Source organism: Brachybacterium sp. GCM10030267 (assembly GCF_042666875.1).
Taxonomy (GTDB): domain Bacteria; phylum Actinomycetota; class Actinomycetes; order Actinomycetales; family Dermabacteraceae; genus Brachybacterium.
In genome coordinates this window covers 97,236-111,734 of sequence record NZ_JBHTCX010000010.1, presented here as the reverse complement: position 1 = coordinate 111,734, position 14,499 = coordinate 97,236, and the positions used below count along the sequence as shown (strand labels likewise).

Sequence of the window (14,499 nt, the reverse complement as noted above, 5' to 3'; positions counted from 1 at the left end):
GGCGCACGTCACCGCCGCAGGCGCCCGGACCCGTCCCTGCGCTGTGGAACCATGGCGACCATGACGATCACCGCTGCTGCCGACGGCTCCGCCCTCGGGAATCCAGGCCCCGCCGGGTGGGCCTGGTACATCGACGAGAACACCTGGCGCGCCGGGGGCTGGCCCCACGGCACCAACAACATGGGTGAGCTCAAGGCTGTCCTGGACCTGCTGGAGTCGACCGCGGTGGATGCCGACCAGCACCTGCTGATCCTGTGCGACAGCCAGTACGTCATCAACTCGGTGACCAAGTGGATGCCGGGCTGGAAGCGCAAGGGCTGGCGCAAGAAGGACGGCAAGCCCGTGCTGAACGTCGAGCTGCTCCAGGACATCGACCGCGCCCTGGCCGGTCGCAGCGTGGAGTTCGAATGGGTCAAGGGCCACGCCGGTCACGCCCTGAACGAGGCCGCGGACCAGCGTGCCAACGCCGCCGCGACCGCCTTCTCCAAGCGCCAGGACCCGGTCATCGGCCCCGGTTACCGCGGGGAGGCCGTCTCCCCGGCGGCCGCCGCCCCGACGGCGCCCACGCTGACCGCCGAGGCCGCCGCGGCCGACGACCTCTTCAGCCTGTTCGACGAGCACGGCGCAGAGCCGGCTCCTGCCGCTCCCGCGAACGCCGGAACCGGCGCCCCCGGGGCGACCGGTGCACCCGCGTCTGCCGGGCCCGAGCCCACCGGATTCGCCGCCGACGCGCCCGGCGCCACCGACTTCGAGCAGGTCACCGCGCGCGAGCAGGCCCTGCTCAGCGACACCCTGCGTGCCGCGACAGACGAGGCCGCCGAGTTGCTGCACCCCTCGTTCACCGAGATCGGCGCCAGCGGGCGGCGCTATGACCGCGACGCGATCCTCGCCCGGCTCGAGCCTCTGGACAGGGTGGAGGCCGACGCATTCGTCGCCGACGAGATCGCCCCTGGCGTGGTGCTGCTGCAGTACACGACCTCGTCGCCGGAGGGCGCGGTCGCGCGCAGCTCGCTGTGGGTCCGACAGCAGGACCGCTGGCTGCTGCGCCACCATCAGGGCACGCCCCTCGAGCGACCCTGATGACGCTGATCGCGGGCAGCGGCTCGGTCCCTCTGACCCGCCGCGCCGGCGGGCCCGACCTCGCCCGCGGCCTCGCCCTGCTCGGGATCGGCCTGGCCAACACCATCGGCTGGCTGCACGGCTCGCAGTGGACGGTGCTGCTGAAACAGGTCGATGCCACCGTGATCGACCGGATCGCCGACGTGCTGATCGGGCTGCTCGCCGACAACCGCGGCTTCCCCCTGTTCGCGATGCTGTTCGGCTACGGCATCGGGGTCCTGTACCGCCGCTCCCGCGAGCACGGTGAACCGTCCCGGCGCTTCCTGATGCGCATGCTGCGCCGCCACGTGGTGCTGCTGGCGATCGGCATGGCCCACGCTCTGCTGCTGTTCAGCGGCGACATCCTCGTCGCCTACGCGATGGTCGGCATGTTCTGCGTGCTGCTGGTGACCCGGCACCGCATCGCCCTGCCGATCGCGGCCGTCCTCGCGCTGCCGGCGCTCGGGGTGTGGGGATGGACGGACGGCACCATCGGCCTCTCCTCGGCCGACGGGTACGCCGCCGCCTCGGCGCCCGACTATCTCACCGGCCTGCGCCTGCGCGCCGACGCGGCGGTCTACGACATGATCACCGCTGTGCTGTCGGACATCGGACTGCTCTCCCCGATGGCCATCGGGGCCATCGCAGCGCGGATCCGCCTGCTCGAGCTGGTGACGCCGAACCGGGACCTGCTGGTCCCGATCGCCCGGTGGGGCCTGGGGATCGGACTGATCGGTGCCGTGCCGCTGGTGACCGTGCTGGTCGTCGATCCGGCGCACCGACTGCTCGAGGCGGAGCTCCCGCTCGGGATCCTCGGCGTCCTCCACCAGTGCACGGGCGTGGTCGGGGCGGCCGGTGCGGCGGCCGCAGCGGCACTGGTCGCCGACCGCGTCACCCGCTCCGAGGGGATCGGCATGGGGCAGGCGCGGCAGCTGGGCCATCTCGCGGTGCGCGGGATCGAAGCGCTGGGGGCCGTGTCCCTGAGCGCCTACGTCGCCCAGTCAGTGGTGTTCATCGCCCTGTTCCCGCCGTACACGCTGGACCTGGGGGCCCGGCTCGGGACCGCGGGCGCCGCGGTGATCGTGGTGGCGGGCTGGCTGGGGATGATCGTGCTCGCCGTCGCTCTGCGGCGCCGGGGCCGACGGGGCCCGCTGGAGTGGGTGCTGCGCCGTCTGGCGGGCTCGACCACGCATCAAGGAGCTCGCGCATGACCGTCTTCGCCGATACCCCCAGGTGGCCCCGCCACGGCACACTGTGGGGCCACCTGATCTCCGACACGTCCCTCGAGGAGCTGCACGCGGTCGCCGCGCGGGCCGAGCTGCCCCCGCGCTCCTTCGACCTCGACCACTACGACTGGCCCGAAGCCGCCCGGCCGCGCCTGGAACGGGCGGGCATCAGCTTCGTCGACAACCGGCAGCTGACGCGGATCCTGCTGGCCTCCGCCCTGCGCATCCCCCTCGTGGACCGGCCCGCCGCCCGTGCTCGACGCAGCGCCGAGCACGCCGCCGCGCTGGGGCTGGAGCCGGTCCCGCGGGATCTCATCGTGGGGCCGATCGGTCATGTCGACCCGTTGCCGCCGGTCGAGGACACAGGCGCCGGAGCCTACCGTCTGACGCGCGATGCCCCGTCGGCCCCGCCGCGCATCGAGGCGCACGACGCGACGGGACACGCCGCCGCGCACGAGATGCTCGAGCAGCTCGACGTGCTCGCGCGCCGGCGGGGGGACGCGGGGTTCGTCGGACAGGTCCTGGCCGACGGTGCGCGCCCCCGGGGCGTCACCAGCGCCTGAAAGGCACTGAGGAAGACCTGATCCATGGCCTGCGCAGGGCATCCTCCGCAGGCCGGCTCAGCGCCCGGATGAACTCTCACCTAGGATCGACGATGTGGCGAACTGGTTCGGACGGCTCCGCGGCAAGCAACCCTCTGTCCCCGCCTGGCACCAGGCGATCCGGGAACTCGTGGCGGAGCACCCCCAGCGCGCCGACGTGGAGGCCTACCTCCTGACGGGCCAGTGGCGGTTCTCCAGCCCCCTGCGCCACGGTCGCGGTGGCCTCCATCTCCTCGAGCACGCTGAGGGACGGGTCGAGGCCGGCCGGGCCGTCACCGCCCACCTCGGACAGATGCCCGACCAGGTCGCGCTCCGACTCGCCGAGGTGCTCAGCGCCGAACGCCCGGTGCTCGACAGCAAGTGGGGTCCGTACCCGGATCGCTCGCTGGACGGGCTGGAGTGGCTCGACGGGCTGCTCTCCCTCCACGGGCGCAGCGACCACCATCCCCGGCGTGAGGCGAGCCGGAACCCTCCCGACCATGTCACGATCGAGCGGCTTCTGACCGCCGACGGCAGACCCGCCTCGACGCTGGTGGAGCAGATCCTGCAGCCGGGGCCGAGATCCCGGCACCGGGCATGGACGGCGCTGGACTGGCCGGGGATCGACGACGCTGTCGCCCGGCACCGCGAGGCGGCTCTGGCCGCCGACGGCCGGAAGCGTACCGTCCCGCGGCGCGGCGAGACCCTGCAGGCCCTCGGCCGGTTGAGCGACGAGACGCTCGCGCGGTTCCGCGGCCACCTCGAGTCTGAGGCCGCCGCGGACGAGAGCTCGCTGCGCTTCGCCGCGGGCGCGCTGCTGGCCCGACTGGACCCGGCCCATCGGCTGCCGCCGCCGACGGATCTCCCGCGCCTGCCCGAGGTCACCTGGACAGCGCCGCTGGATCCCCAGGTCCGCGAGCAGATCCTCGCGATCGCTGATCGGCACGGCATCCCGCATGAGGACCTCGAGATAGCGTTCTTCCGCCTCGAGCTCGGCACCCCGCCCGACCCGCACGGCGAACCGCCGAAGCCGCGCGGCCGCCGGGCCTTCGTCGCGGAGCTCGGGGAGCTCGATCTGGATCCCGCGGCTCTGATGAGCGTCCTGGACGCGGTCGGGTGCCTGCTGTTCTCCGACGGGGAGATCGTCAGCGGCACGGGCATCCGGGCCCTGCGACGTCTCGCGGAACGGACCGGGCACCCCACCGCGACGGAGTTCGCAGCCCTCGCCGAGGATGCCGGGATCGACGCCCGGGCGATCGCCGGCGCCATCGTGGACCATCAGGGCGACGCCGCGCGGGAGGGCCTCGGGCATGACGCCCCGGCAGGCGAGAGGGGCGACCTCGCCGTGCGCTATCTCGACGCCCTGCTCGAGATCGCCGAGACCGCCGCCGCCGGCCTGTCCCGCGATGTCCTCGCCTTCCTCCACGTCCTGGCCGAGCACGACCGCCTCCCCGAGGCCGCCGAGCAGCGCGCGCGGGCGCTGGCGCTCGACGGCGCGCCCACGCACCGCGACGCGGCACGACGCCTTCTCGCCGCGCTCCCGGACGCCGCCGCGCGAGCGGCCGCGGCCCTGGACGATCCCGTCCCGGGCCGCCGGGCCGCGGCCGCACAGTGGGTGGTCACGGTCGCCACGAGCACCGGCACTGCGCAGGACGCCGTGGCCACGCTGCAGCGAGCTCTGGCCACCGAGACCGACGAGGAGACCCGCGGGACCCTGGTGGAGTGCCTGGCCGATCTGGGCTCACCTCCTACCCGCAACCTCGACAAGAGCGCGGTGATCGCCGCCGCGCAGAAGGCCGCGGCACGGAAGCCGCCCGCCGCGCTGGCATGGTTCCCTGTCGACGATCTGCCAGACCTCACCTGGGCCGACGACGGAGGGCCCATCGATGCGAGCCTCGCCCGTCACCTGGTCCTCGAGGCGCACCGGGGCACGTCCCCGCAGCCGGGCGCCCACCTGCGCGCACACGTCGCCCTCATCGCTCCGGCGGATCGCGCCGCGCTCGGGGGCTTCGTCCTGGAGCACTGGCTGTCCGAGGACCTCGGCGCCGAGCGCGGCAGCGGGGCCGCCAAGAGCCCCGGCCTGCTGGCCCTGGTGGCCGCCTGCGGCGCCGGCCATTCCTACCCCAGGCTCGTCGACTACATCGAGAACCACACCAGGGGCAGCAGCGCCGGCGCCGGCGGTCGGGCCGCGCAGCGGCAGGCGCTGTTCGACATGCTCGCCGCCACCGGCGACGACGACGTGGCCGCGATCCGCGCTCTGCTGACCATCCACGGCGGCGTCGGTGTCGAGGCGACCACCGACGGGGCGTTCCGCGCGGTCCTCCGCGCCGCCGAGCACCGCGGGCTCGACATCGGCGTGCTGGAGGACCTGGCGATGCCCGACTTCGGATTCGACGACGCCGGGCAGCAGACCCTCTCCTACGGAGCGCGGACCTTCACGGCGGTCCTGGAACCCGACCTCACCGTCACGCTCCGGGATGCCGACGGCACGACGCTCCCGAGACCGCCGAAGTCCGCCGCCACCGATGACAAGGAACTCGCCGCGCAGGCGCGACGCCGGTACGCGAGGTGGGAGGAGGCGTTCGAGGGCGTGTCCGGACGCCGCACGGCCCGACTCGCCGACGCTGCCGGGCGCGGGGAGGCCTGGTCGCCGCCGGAGTGGCGTGAGCGCTTCCTGGACGGGCCGGTCCGGGCCCGGATCGCCCACCGCGTGCTCTGGCGCCACGGAGAGGTGATCTTCCGGCCCACGCTCGAGGGGGACCTCGCCGGCGTCGACGGGGACCCCGTGGACGTTCCGGTGGGCGGCGTGGTCTCGATCGTCGCGACCGACGAGCTGCACGGGGCCGAACGGCGCGCGTGGGCGGACCACTTCCGCCGAAGCGGTCTGACGCCCTGGGAGCACTTCGACCAGGTCTCCGCGGAGGCAGAGCCCGCCCGGTAGCGCGAGGCGACGTCCGTCTCGGCGGCGGCCTCTGCCGCCCGTCCTCTGGTGCTCCGGCGCCGCCGAGCGCTGGTCCGTCCTAGCGCTGGTCCGTCGGTTCGTCGTCCTCCCCGTCGGCCCCGTCGGCGCTGCTCTCGCCGTCCTCGGGCTCGGTCAGGGCCCGGACCTGATCGGGCTGGGAGCGGTGCTCCGCGTCGATCTCGGCGGCCGGCAGCTCGACCCAGAAGGTGGAGCCGCCGCCCGGGGTCTCGTGCACGCCGATGGTGCCGCCGTGCTGCTGGACGATGGTCGCGGCGATCGACAGGCCCAGGCCCGCACCGCCGCCCTCCGTGGCCGAGCGGACGCGTGAGGGGTCCGTGCGGTAGAAGCGCTCGAAGACCCGCTCGCGGTGGTCGGCGTCGATGCCGTGCCCGTGGTCGCGCACCTCGATCATCACCGTCCCGCGCTCGGTGTAGCCCACCGCGATCTCGACCGGGGTGCCCTTGGGCGTGTGCCGGTTCGCGTTGGCCACGAGGTTGAGGATGACCTGGCGCAGTGAGGCCTCGTCGCCGAGGACCCCGATGGACAGGTGCGGCTGGACGGAGACCGGCGTGCCGGACAGCGAGGTCACCATGACCTGCCGTGAGGGGTCCAGGGCGCGCAGATCCTGGGCGGCGTCGAACAGGGCGTCGGTCAGGTCGACGGGCTCCATCGGCAGGTCCGGGTTCTCGTCGAGGCGGGCCAGCCGCAGCAGGTTCTCCACCAGCGACCCCATCCGCCGGGCCTCGTCCTCGATGCGGCGCATCGCCGAGGCGACATCCTCGTCGCTGCGCAGGGCACCCATCCGGTACAGCTCGCCGAATCCGCGGATCGCAGCCAGCGGGGTGCGCAGCTCATGGGAGGCGTCCCCGACGAACCGGCGCATCTTGGCCTCGGAACGGGTGGCGTGCTCCTCGGAGGCCTTCTGCGCGGCGAAGGACTGCTCGATCCGCACCAGCATCTCGTTCAGCGAGACCGCCAGCGCGTGCACCTCCAGGCTGGTGCTCGTGACCGGGACGCGCCGGGAGAGATCGCCGCCGGCGATCTGCGAAGCGGTGGATTCCACGTCCTGGAGCGGTTCCAGCGAACGATGGGTCATGTAGCCGCCGAGCCCCATGCCGACCAGCACCACCAGCGTGCCCACCAGCACGATGATCAGCGCCATCTCGTGCATGGTGCGGTCCACGCCGTCCAGCGGCAGGGCGACGTACACGCTGCCCTTGTCCGGGCCGGTATTGAGCATCGCCACCGCGCGCCACCGGTTCTCGGCGGAGTCGACCACCGTGAATGGCCGGCCGCCGCGCTGGACGATCTGCTCATCGGTCAGGTCCGGGAACGGGATGTCGACGTCACGGTCCTCGTAGTCGATCACGACCTTCTTGACCTGGGTCCCGTTCTCGTCGCGGACCTCCACGGCGTACTGGACCGGGGTGTAGGGGCTGTTCTGGACGGAGACGTCGTTGCCGGCCAGCTCGTGCTCGGCCAGCTCGAGCATCTCGCCCATGCCGTTGTGGAGGTTGTTGTCGACCGACTGGATCAGGGTGCGGTTGAGCAGGAACAGCGAGAGGCTGCCGGTGAGCACGGTGCCGAGGACCAGCAGCAGGGAGATGAGCGCGACGATCCGCGTCCACAGGGACACGGGCCGGTCGGGGCGCGGACTCGGCAGGGCCAACCGTCAGGAACCTTCGGCGGCTCGCAGCACGTAGCCGATCCCGCGCTTGGTGTGGATCATCGGCTCGCCGATCACGTCGATCTTGCGACGCAGATACGAGATGTAGGACTCGACGATGCCCACTTCGCCGGACCAGTCGTAGTCCCACACGTGATCGAGGATCTGCGTCTTGGACACCACGCGGCCGGCGTTGAGCATCAGGTAGCGCAGGAGCTTGAACTCGGTGGGGGAGAGCTCGATGGTGACGTCACCGCGATAGACCTCGTGGGAGTCCTCGTCCAGGCGGAGGTCGCCGACAACCAGCGAGCTGTCGACCGTGGGGTCGGCCCCGCCGTGGGTGCGTCGCAGCACCGCGCGGATGCGCGCGACGACCTCCTCCAGGCTGAACGGCTTGGTGACGTAGTCGTCGCCGCCGACCGTGAGGCCCGCCACCTTGTCCTGGGTCTCGTCCTTGGCGGTGAGGAAGAGGATCGGGTACTGCTCTCCGCGGTCGCGCAGCCGGCGGGTGACGGTGAACCCGTCCATGTCCGGGAGCATCACGTCGAGGACGACGAGATCGGGCTGGTTGTCGGTCGCCTCGCGGATCGCCTCGTTGCCGGTCGCGGCGGTGAACACCTCGAAGCCGGCGAAGCGCAGCGACGTCGCGAGCAGGTCGCGGATGTTGGGCTCGTCGTCGACGACGAGCAGTCGTGCCTCGAAATCCTGGTCTGCAGTCGTGGTCATGGCGATACGGTCCTCCCCGGAGTTGGGAGGCGGCTGGACGTCGGCTGGGCGACGTCAGCGGGTCGCACGATGGATCTTCTCCTGTGCCTTGCGCAGGCGGCGGATCGTCCAGCTCATCTGGATCATGCGCACTGATCCGACCAGTGCCATCACCAGCGCGCCGGCGATCGCCGCGAGCAGCATCGCGACGCCGAGCGGCAGGTCGAACTGGGCGTTGAAGTACTCGAAGGCCGCGGTCTCGCTGTTCTGGATGACGAAGATCAGCAGCAGCACCAGCACGATGGCGCCGAGGATCAGCGCGATCCACAGCCCGGCCGTCGTGCCACCACCGGAGGGCACTGTCTCGGCGGGCTCCTCCGCGGCGCGCTTGCCGGTGCCGGCCTGCTGGGGAGAGGTGGCCCCGGGCCGCGAGCCGGTGCCGTCGTCGCCGACGGGCTCGCCGGCTCGACGCCCTGACGAGGGGGTGCCGGCCGGCTGGGACGCGCCGGGGCCGGTGGCAGGCACGTTCTCGCCCGCGGCGGGCCGCACCGGCTCGGAGCCGGCCTCAGGTGCACGGCTGGCGGGACGATCCGGGTCCTGGGGTCCTGTGCTCATGGTCGCTCCTCGATATCGGGGCCGGGGGAAGTGCCCTCGGCGGCCTCGTCCTCAAGGCCGCCGCACACCCCACTCTATCGATCCTGGGAACTTCCGGAACATACGTCCTCCGTGTGCGCCGACGGGCCGGTCGGTCGGCCTGCCCTGCGTGAGCAGCCCGCCGTGGTCCGGTCTGCTCGCTCAGCTGGCGTCGGCCGCCCGCTCCAGCTCGTCGGCGTCCACGATCGTGTACGCGTAGCCCTGCTCGGCCAGGAACCGCTGGCGGTGGGCGGCGTAGTCCTGATCCTGGGTGTCGCGCATGACCACGGTGTAGAAGTGTGCGGTGCGCCCGTCGGCCTTGGGGCGCAGCAGGCGTCCCAGGCGCTGAGCCTCCTCCTGGCGGGACCCGAAGGCGCCGCTGACCTGGACCGCGACGGAGGCCTCCGGCAGGTCGATGGAGAAGTTCGCGACCTTGGAGACCACCAGGCGCGTGACCTCCCCGGCGCGGAAGGCATCGAACAGCTCCTGGCGGCGCCTGACCGGCGTCTGCCCCGTGATGAGATCGGCGCCCAGCTGCTCCGCGAGCTCCTCGAGCTGGTCGATGTACTGGCCGATCACCAGCATCAGCTCACCCTCGTGGCGCTGCGCGATCTGCTGGACGACGGGGATCTTCGCCGGATGGGCGGCCCCCAGGCGGGGCCGGTCCTCGGCCTCGGCCATGGCGTAGGCCATGCGGTCCTCCGACGGCATCGCGACGCGCACCTCGGTGCAGTCGGCCGGGGCGATGTACCCCTGGGTCTCAATGTCCTTCCACGGGGCGTCGTACCGCTTGGGGCCGATCAGGGAGAACACCTCGCCCTCACGACCGTCCTCGCGCACCAGCGTCGCCGTCAGCCCGAGCCGCCGGCGAGCCTGCAGATCGGCGGTCATGCGGAAGACGGGGGCGGGCAGCAGATGGACCTCGTCGTAGACGATCAGTCCCCAGTCGCGGGCGCTCATGAGCTCGAGGTGGGGGTGGATGCCCTTCCGCTTCATCGTGAGCACCTGGTACGTCGCGATCGTCACCGGGCGGATCTCCTTCGAGGCACCGGAGTACTCTCCGATCTCGTCCTCGGTCAACGTGGTGCGCCGCAGCAGTTCGGACTTCCACTGCCGAGCGGAGACCGTGGAGGTCACCAGGATCAGCGTGGTGCGCTGCATCGCGGCCATGGCGCCGGCGCCCACCAGGGTCTTCCCGGCACCGCAGGGCAGGACGACCACACCGCTGCCGCCGTGGCGGAACCCGTCGACGGCCTCGGCCTGATACGGGCGCAGCTGCCAGTCGTCCTCGCGCAGCGCGATGGCGTGGGCCTCGCCGTCGATGTAGCCAGCCTGGTCCTCCGCGGGCCAGCCGAGCTTGAGCAGCGCCTGCTTGAGGGCGCCGCGCTCCGAGGGGTGGACGATGACTGTGGCCTCGTCCAGGCGGGCACCGAGCATGCCCTGGACCCGCTTCGCCCGCGAGACCTCCTCGAGCACGGTCCGGTCGACCGCGTGCAGCACGAGGCCGTGCGTGGGACGGGACTGCAGCTGCAGCCGGCCGTAGCGGTCCATCGTGTCCGCCACGTCGATCAGCAGGGAGTGGGGGACCGGGTACCGGGAGTTGTCCACCAGCGCGGCGACGACCGATTCGGCGTCGTACCCGGCGGCGCGGGCGTTCCACAGGCCGAGGTCGGTGATGCGGTAGGTGTGGACGTGCTCCGGGGCCCGCTCGAGCTCGGCGAAGGCGGCGATCGAGGCCCGCGCGGCCGGCGCTTGCGGATGGGCGACCTCGAGCAGGAGTGACTTGTCGCTCTGGACGATCAGGGGGCCATCGCTCATCCCCTCAGGCTACGCCGCGACCGGCGACAGCTGGCCGGCCGGGTGAGGCGGGACTCGTCCGCCGCCCGGCCGCGGTGGGAGCGGTACGAGGCGTGCCCCGGTCTCAGGCCGCGGCCCGGACCGGCTCGCGCAGCTCATGCCCCTCGCGCGGGGTCCGGCAGCTCCCGGCCCTTGAGCCGTTCGTACATGCCCAGCTCGAACAGCAGCGAGAAGGGAAGCACGACGAGCAGGGGGATGATCAGGGAACCGGCGACGGAGGCGATCACGCTGAGGATCAGGTAGGTCACGATAGTGGTGGCGAGGTTGCTCCTGGCCAGCTGGAAGCTCTCCTTGACGGCCTCGACCGGGGAGGCGCCGCGAGCTGCGGCGGGCACGGCGAAGACGAGCGCGACGGCCGCGACCAGGCCCGGGATGTAGAGCAGCAGGGTCCCGACGAGGGTGATCGCACCGACCAGCAGGGCGGTCAGGAGCACTCGACCGGAGCCGATGAGGGCCTGCCGGATCGTCGGCCGACCGCCTTCGAGGATCACCTCCGCGGCCCGGGCGGAGCCCGACTGCCACAGCAGCGCGAACGGGACGGCCAGCAGCGCGACGGCGAAGAAGCCTGCGTAGAACAGCAGGATCTCGCCCAGCGGGACGGTCCCGGCCGGCTCCGTGACCTGCCATTGATGCATCCGCGAGATCATCACCGTTATCCCCGCGGCGATCCCGCCGAAGATCAGGACACCGATGATCACGGAGTAGATGAGTCCGACGACCAGATAGGAGACCGGGTTGCGCAGCAGCGCATTGCCGGAGAATTTCATCGCCGCCCCGAGGTCGGAGGCCAGGTCGGTGCCCGGCAGCGGCCCGCGCATCGCAGCCGGATGCCCGGCCTGGGCCGGCGTGCCGTGAGGCGCCGGCTGTCCGTACCGCCCCGGGGTGCCCTGCGGCGCGGCGCCTGAGCGCGACGATGGATCAGAGCCGGGATGCGGATCGGCCGGCTCGTGCGGCGAGGAGGGAACGGTCATCACGGGGTTCTCTTTCGCAGGGCTCTGGTCCCGCGCCGGACGGCTGGCAGTGACGCGCACGGTGGACGCGCAGCGCTCGGGGACGGCTCTACCGTACGGGGACCGGCGGGCCGCGGACCATCCACGACGGTCCCGGATCCGTGGGGTTATCCGTGGCGTTGACGGCGGCAAGGATCGGCACGCACCGGAGCAACCGGCCCCGCATCCCTAGAATGGACGACGATGGACCGGGACCCGCCCTCGGCCGACCTCGTCGGCCCAGCGGTCCGGCCCGGCTCGACTATCACTCGACATGAGGAGATCCCATGGCAAGCTTCGATCCGTCCCCCGCCGATGTCGCGGACATCGGCGTCACCGGAATGGCGGTGATGGGCTCGAACCTGGCCCGCAACTTCGCCCGCAACGGCTTCAAGGTCGCCATCCACAACCGCAGCGTGGGCAAGACCGAAGCGGTCATCGCCGAGCACGGCGGCGACGGCGAGTTCTACCCCTCCGAGTCCATGGAGGACTTCGTCGCCTCGCTGCAGAAGCCGCGCGTCGCGATCATCATGGTCAAGGCCGGCGGTCCCACCGACGCCGTGATCGATGAGCTCGCCTCCCTGATGGACGAGGGCGACATCATCGTCGACGCCGGCAACGCCCTGTTCACCGACACCCGCCGCCGCGAGGCCGCCCTGCGCGAGCGCGGCCTGCACTTCGTCGGCTCCGGCGTCTCCGGAGGCGAGGAGGGCGCTCTGAACGGCCCCTCGATCATGCCCGGCGGCACGAAGGAGTCCTACGACCGCCTCGGCCCGATGTTCGAGAAGATCTCCGCGCACGTCGACGGCGAGCCCTGCTGCACCTACATCGGGGCAGACGGCGCCGGCCATTTCGTGAAGATGGTGCACAACGGCATCGAGTACGCCGACATGCAGGTCATCTCGGAGGCCTACGACCTCATGTCCAAGGCCCTGGGCATGGGCGCCTCCGAGATCGGCGACCAGTTCGACGAGTGGAACAAGGGGGACCTCGAGTCCTTCCTCATCGAGATCACCGCCGAGGTGCTCCGCCACACCGACGCCACCACCGGCAAGCCGTTCGTCGACATCGTCCGTGACCAGGCCGCTCAGAAGGGCACCGGCGCCTGGACCGTCCAGACCGCACTGGACCTGGGCGTGCCGGTCACCGGCATCGCCGAGGCCACCTTCGCCCGCTCCGTCTCCGGCTCCGTCCCCCAGCGCGAGGCCGCCCGCGGTGTCCTGGCCGGCGAGACCCAGCAGCTCGAGATCGAGGATCGCGCCCAGTTCATCGACGACCTGCAGAAGGCCCTGTACGCCGCGAAGCTCGTCTCCTACTCGCAGGGCTTCGACGAGATCGCCAAGGGCGCCGACGAGTACGGCTGGGACATCACCCTCGGTGACATGGCCAAGATCTGGCGCGGCGGCTGCATCATCCGCGCCCGCTTCCTCAACCGCATCACCGAGGCGTACGAGCGCGATCCGAAGCTAGCTCTGCTGCTGGCCGACGACTACTTCGCCACCGAGATCGCCAAGTGCGTCCCGGCCTGGCGGCGGGTCGTGGCCTTCGCGGCCGCCAGCGGCTACCCGGTCCCGGTGTTCGCCTCCACCCTGTCCTACTACGACGCGGTGCGCGCCGAACGCCTGCCCGCAGCGCTGGTCCAGGCTCAGCGCGACTACTTCGGGGCGCACACCTACCAGCGTGACGACGGCGAGGGCACCTTCCACGTCGAGTGGTCCGAGGACCGTCGGGAGACGCGCCAGGACGGCTGATCGACCCGCTCGATCTCACGCCCCGCTCCGAAAGGCAGCGTTCGCGCGCCGCTGTGCAGGGCACGTGCCATCCAGAGCGCACAGAAAAGCCCCGGACCGCTGTGGTCCGGGGCTTTTCCCCTCGACGATCCCGATCACATCTGCGTGGAGGCACCCACGACGAGGAAGATGATGACGAAGTACGCGATGACCAAGAGGATGGCGAGAGCCCAGGCGATCGCGAAGGCGATCCAGGCCCACTTGGTGAACTTCCTCGCTGTCTCCGGCTCCTCGTCGGCCTTCAGGTAGCCCAGGAGGCCGAGAACGCCGGAGATGACGCCGCCGCAGACGAATCCGACGATGGTCGCGATGAGGGCGTTCTTCTTGATCTGCTCGACGTCGGGGCCGGAGATGGGTGCGGTCATGGGAGAGCTCCTTCTTCCTGATGATCGTGCGCCGGACGCTGTATGCGCGCGGTCCCCAGGTCAGGCGTTTTCGTCGTTCCGTTCCTGGCAGACGGAATGGTATCCGAATGCCTGCGGGCCCGCCCATGGGGACAACTCCCCATGGGCGGGCCCGCAGGCGAAGCGCCCGAGCGCTGTCAGTACGTGGTCGGGGTATTCGCGATCATCGCGCCGATGAAGACGAAGTAGGCGATGATGCCCAGGATCCACAGGACGACGCCGATCGCATAGGCGATCCAGCCCCACTTGTAGTACTTGTTCGCGGTCGCGAGGTCTTTGTCGGCGTTGACCAGGCCGAGGATGGCGAGGATCAGGGTGACGACGTTGCCGAGGCAGACGACGGAGAGCACCAGCTGCACGATCCACTTGGTCTTGCTCACAGGAGCCTGGCCGCCGCCTGCGGCGTAGGTGAAGTTCTGGTCGGTCATGAGGTGGTCCCTTCGTCATTCCTGCGGGGTGGGTTCTGTGCCCGCGGCACTGCATTCGCCGCGGGCTCGCTCCGCTCGGAGGCCGAGAGGAATCATAACCAGAGTCAGCGCCATCTCCGCCAGCAGAGAACGCCCCACGACAGGACGGGCGTAAACAATT

The 14,499-nt window shown here is 71.4% G+C and carries 12 protein-coding genes; 5 read left to right on the top strand and 7 right to left on the bottom strand.

What is annotated here, in order from left to right; all coding sequences use genetic code 11:
• Nucleotides 1–60: 60 nt before the first annotated feature.
• The 4 genes from ACFQS2_RS08745 (at nt 61) to ACFQS2_RS08730 (ending at nt 5,846) form a co-directional block, all read left to right on the top strand.
• Nucleotides 61–1,080, top strand: coding sequence for an RNase H family protein (locus ACFQS2_RS08745; RefSeq protein ID WP_377793399.1), 1,020 nt, complete (start codon nt 61–63; stop codon nt 1,078–1,080).
• A complete protein-coding gene (locus ACFQS2_RS08740) occupies nt 1,080–2,309 on the top strand; it encodes a DUF418 domain-containing protein (RefSeq protein WP_377793398.1) in 1,230 nt (409 codons plus the stop codon). Before ACFQS2_RS08745 ends, ACFQS2_RS08740 begins: the two co-directional genes overlap by 1 nt.
• Entirely contained in the window at nt 2,306–2,887 is a 582-nt protein-coding gene (locus ACFQS2_RS08735; protein ID WP_377793397.1) for a DUF4031 domain-containing protein, read from the top strand. The genes ACFQS2_RS08740 and ACFQS2_RS08735 overlap by 4 nt, the downstream gene beginning before the upstream one ends.
• 94 nt (nt 2,888–2,981) lie before the next feature.
• Nucleotides 2,982–5,846, top strand: a complete 2,865-nt coding sequence (locus ACFQS2_RS08730; RefSeq protein ID WP_377793396.1) for a DUF4132 domain-containing protein — start codon at nt 2,982–2,984, stop codon at nt 5,844–5,846.
• Between the two features lie 79 nt (nt 5,847–5,925).
• Here ACFQS2_RS08730 and ACFQS2_RS08725 read toward each other — a convergent pair whose 3' ends face one another.
• From ACFQS2_RS08725 to ACFQS2_RS08705, 5 genes are all read right to left on the bottom strand, one after another.
• Complete coding sequence (locus ACFQS2_RS08725) at nt 5,926–7,536, bottom strand: ATP-binding protein (protein ID WP_377793395.1); 1,611 nt, start codon at nt 7,534–7,536, stop codon at nt 5,926–5,928.
• A gap of 3 nt (nt 7,537–7,539) precedes the next feature.
• Complete coding sequence (locus ACFQS2_RS08720) at nt 7,540–8,259, bottom strand: response regulator transcription factor (protein ID WP_377016189.1); 720 nt, start codon at nt 8,257–8,259, stop codon at nt 7,540–7,542.
• Nucleotides 8,260–8,313: 54 nt separating this feature from the next.
• Nucleotides 8,314–8,853: a lipopolysaccharide assembly protein LapA domain-containing protein gene (locus ACFQS2_RS08715; RefSeq protein ID WP_377793394.1), complete on the bottom strand. Its 540-nt coding sequence runs from the start codon at nt 8,851–8,853 to the stop codon at nt 8,314–8,316.
• Between the two features lie 180 nt (nt 8,854–9,033).
• Nucleotides 9,034–10,689, bottom strand: coding sequence for a DNA repair helicase XPB (locus ACFQS2_RS08710; protein WP_377793393.1), 1,656 nt, complete (start codon nt 10,687–10,689; stop codon nt 9,034–9,036).
• Between the two features lie 134 nt (nt 10,690–10,823).
• Nucleotides 10,824–11,699, bottom strand: coding sequence for a hypothetical protein (locus tag ACFQS2_RS08705; protein ID WP_377793392.1), 876 nt, complete (start codon nt 11,697–11,699; stop codon nt 10,824–10,826).
• Nucleotides 11,700–12,004: 305 nt separating this feature from the next.
• Between ACFQS2_RS08705 and gndA the strand changes: the two genes are divergently transcribed.
• On the top strand, nt 12,005–13,468 hold the full coding sequence (gene gndA / locus ACFQS2_RS08700; RefSeq protein WP_377793391.1) for an NADP-dependent phosphogluconate dehydrogenase: 1,464 nt from the start codon (nt 12,005–12,007) through the stop codon (nt 13,466–13,468).
• A gap of 134 nt (nt 13,469–13,602) precedes the next feature.
• Here the strand turns inward: gndA and ACFQS2_RS08695 are convergent, their stop codons facing one another.
• Both ACFQS2_RS08695 and ACFQS2_RS08690 read right to left on the bottom strand, forming a co-directional pair.
• On the bottom strand, nt 13,603–13,872 hold the full coding sequence (locus tag ACFQS2_RS08695; protein ID WP_377016199.1) for a hypothetical protein: 270 nt from the start codon (nt 13,870–13,872) through the stop codon (nt 13,603–13,605).
• 176 nt (nt 13,873–14,048) lie between these two features.
• Nucleotides 14,049–14,339, bottom strand: coding sequence for a hypothetical protein (locus ACFQS2_RS08690; RefSeq protein WP_377016201.1), 291 nt, complete (start codon nt 14,337–14,339; stop codon nt 14,049–14,051).
• Between the last annotated feature and the right edge of the window lie 160 nt (nt 14,340–14,499).

Coding starts and splice junctions, on each gene's coding strand:
- ACFQS2_RS08745 (WP_377793399.1), top strand. CDS start 61: ATGACGATCACCGCTGCTGCCGACGGCTCCGCCCTCGGGAATCCAGGC.
- gndA (WP_377793391.1), top strand. CDS start 12,005: ATGGCAAGCTTCGATCCGTCCCCCGCCGATGTCGCGGACATCGGCGTC.
- ACFQS2_RS08735 (WP_377793397.1), top strand. CDS start 2,306: ATGACCGTCTTCGCCGATACCCCCAGGTGGCCCCGCCACGGCACACTG.
- ACFQS2_RS08720 (WP_377016189.1), bottom strand. CDS start 8,259: ATGACCACGACTGCAGACCAGGATTTCGAGGCACGACTGCTCGTCGTC.
- ACFQS2_RS08715 (WP_377793394.1), bottom strand. CDS start 8,853: ATGAGCACAGGACCCCAGGACCCGGATCGTCCCGCCAGCCGTGCACCT.
- ACFQS2_RS08705 (WP_377793392.1), bottom strand. CDS start 11,699: ATGACCGTTCCCTCCTCGCCGCACGAGCCGGCCGATCCGCATCCCGGC.
- ACFQS2_RS08690 (WP_377016201.1), bottom strand. CDS start 14,339: ATGACCGACCAGAACTTCACCTACGCCGCAGGCGGCGGCCAGGCTCCT.
- ACFQS2_RS08695 (WP_377016199.1), bottom strand. CDS start 13,872: ATGACCGCACCCATCTCCGGCCCCGACGTCGAGCAGATCAAGAAGAAC.
- ACFQS2_RS08740 (WP_377793398.1), top strand. CDS start 1,080: ATGACGCTGATCGCGGGCAGCGGCTCGGTCCCTCTGACCCGCCGCGCC.
- ACFQS2_RS08710 (WP_377793393.1), bottom strand. CDS start 10,689: ATGAGCGATGGCCCCCTGATCGTCCAGAGCGACAAGTCACTCCTGCTC.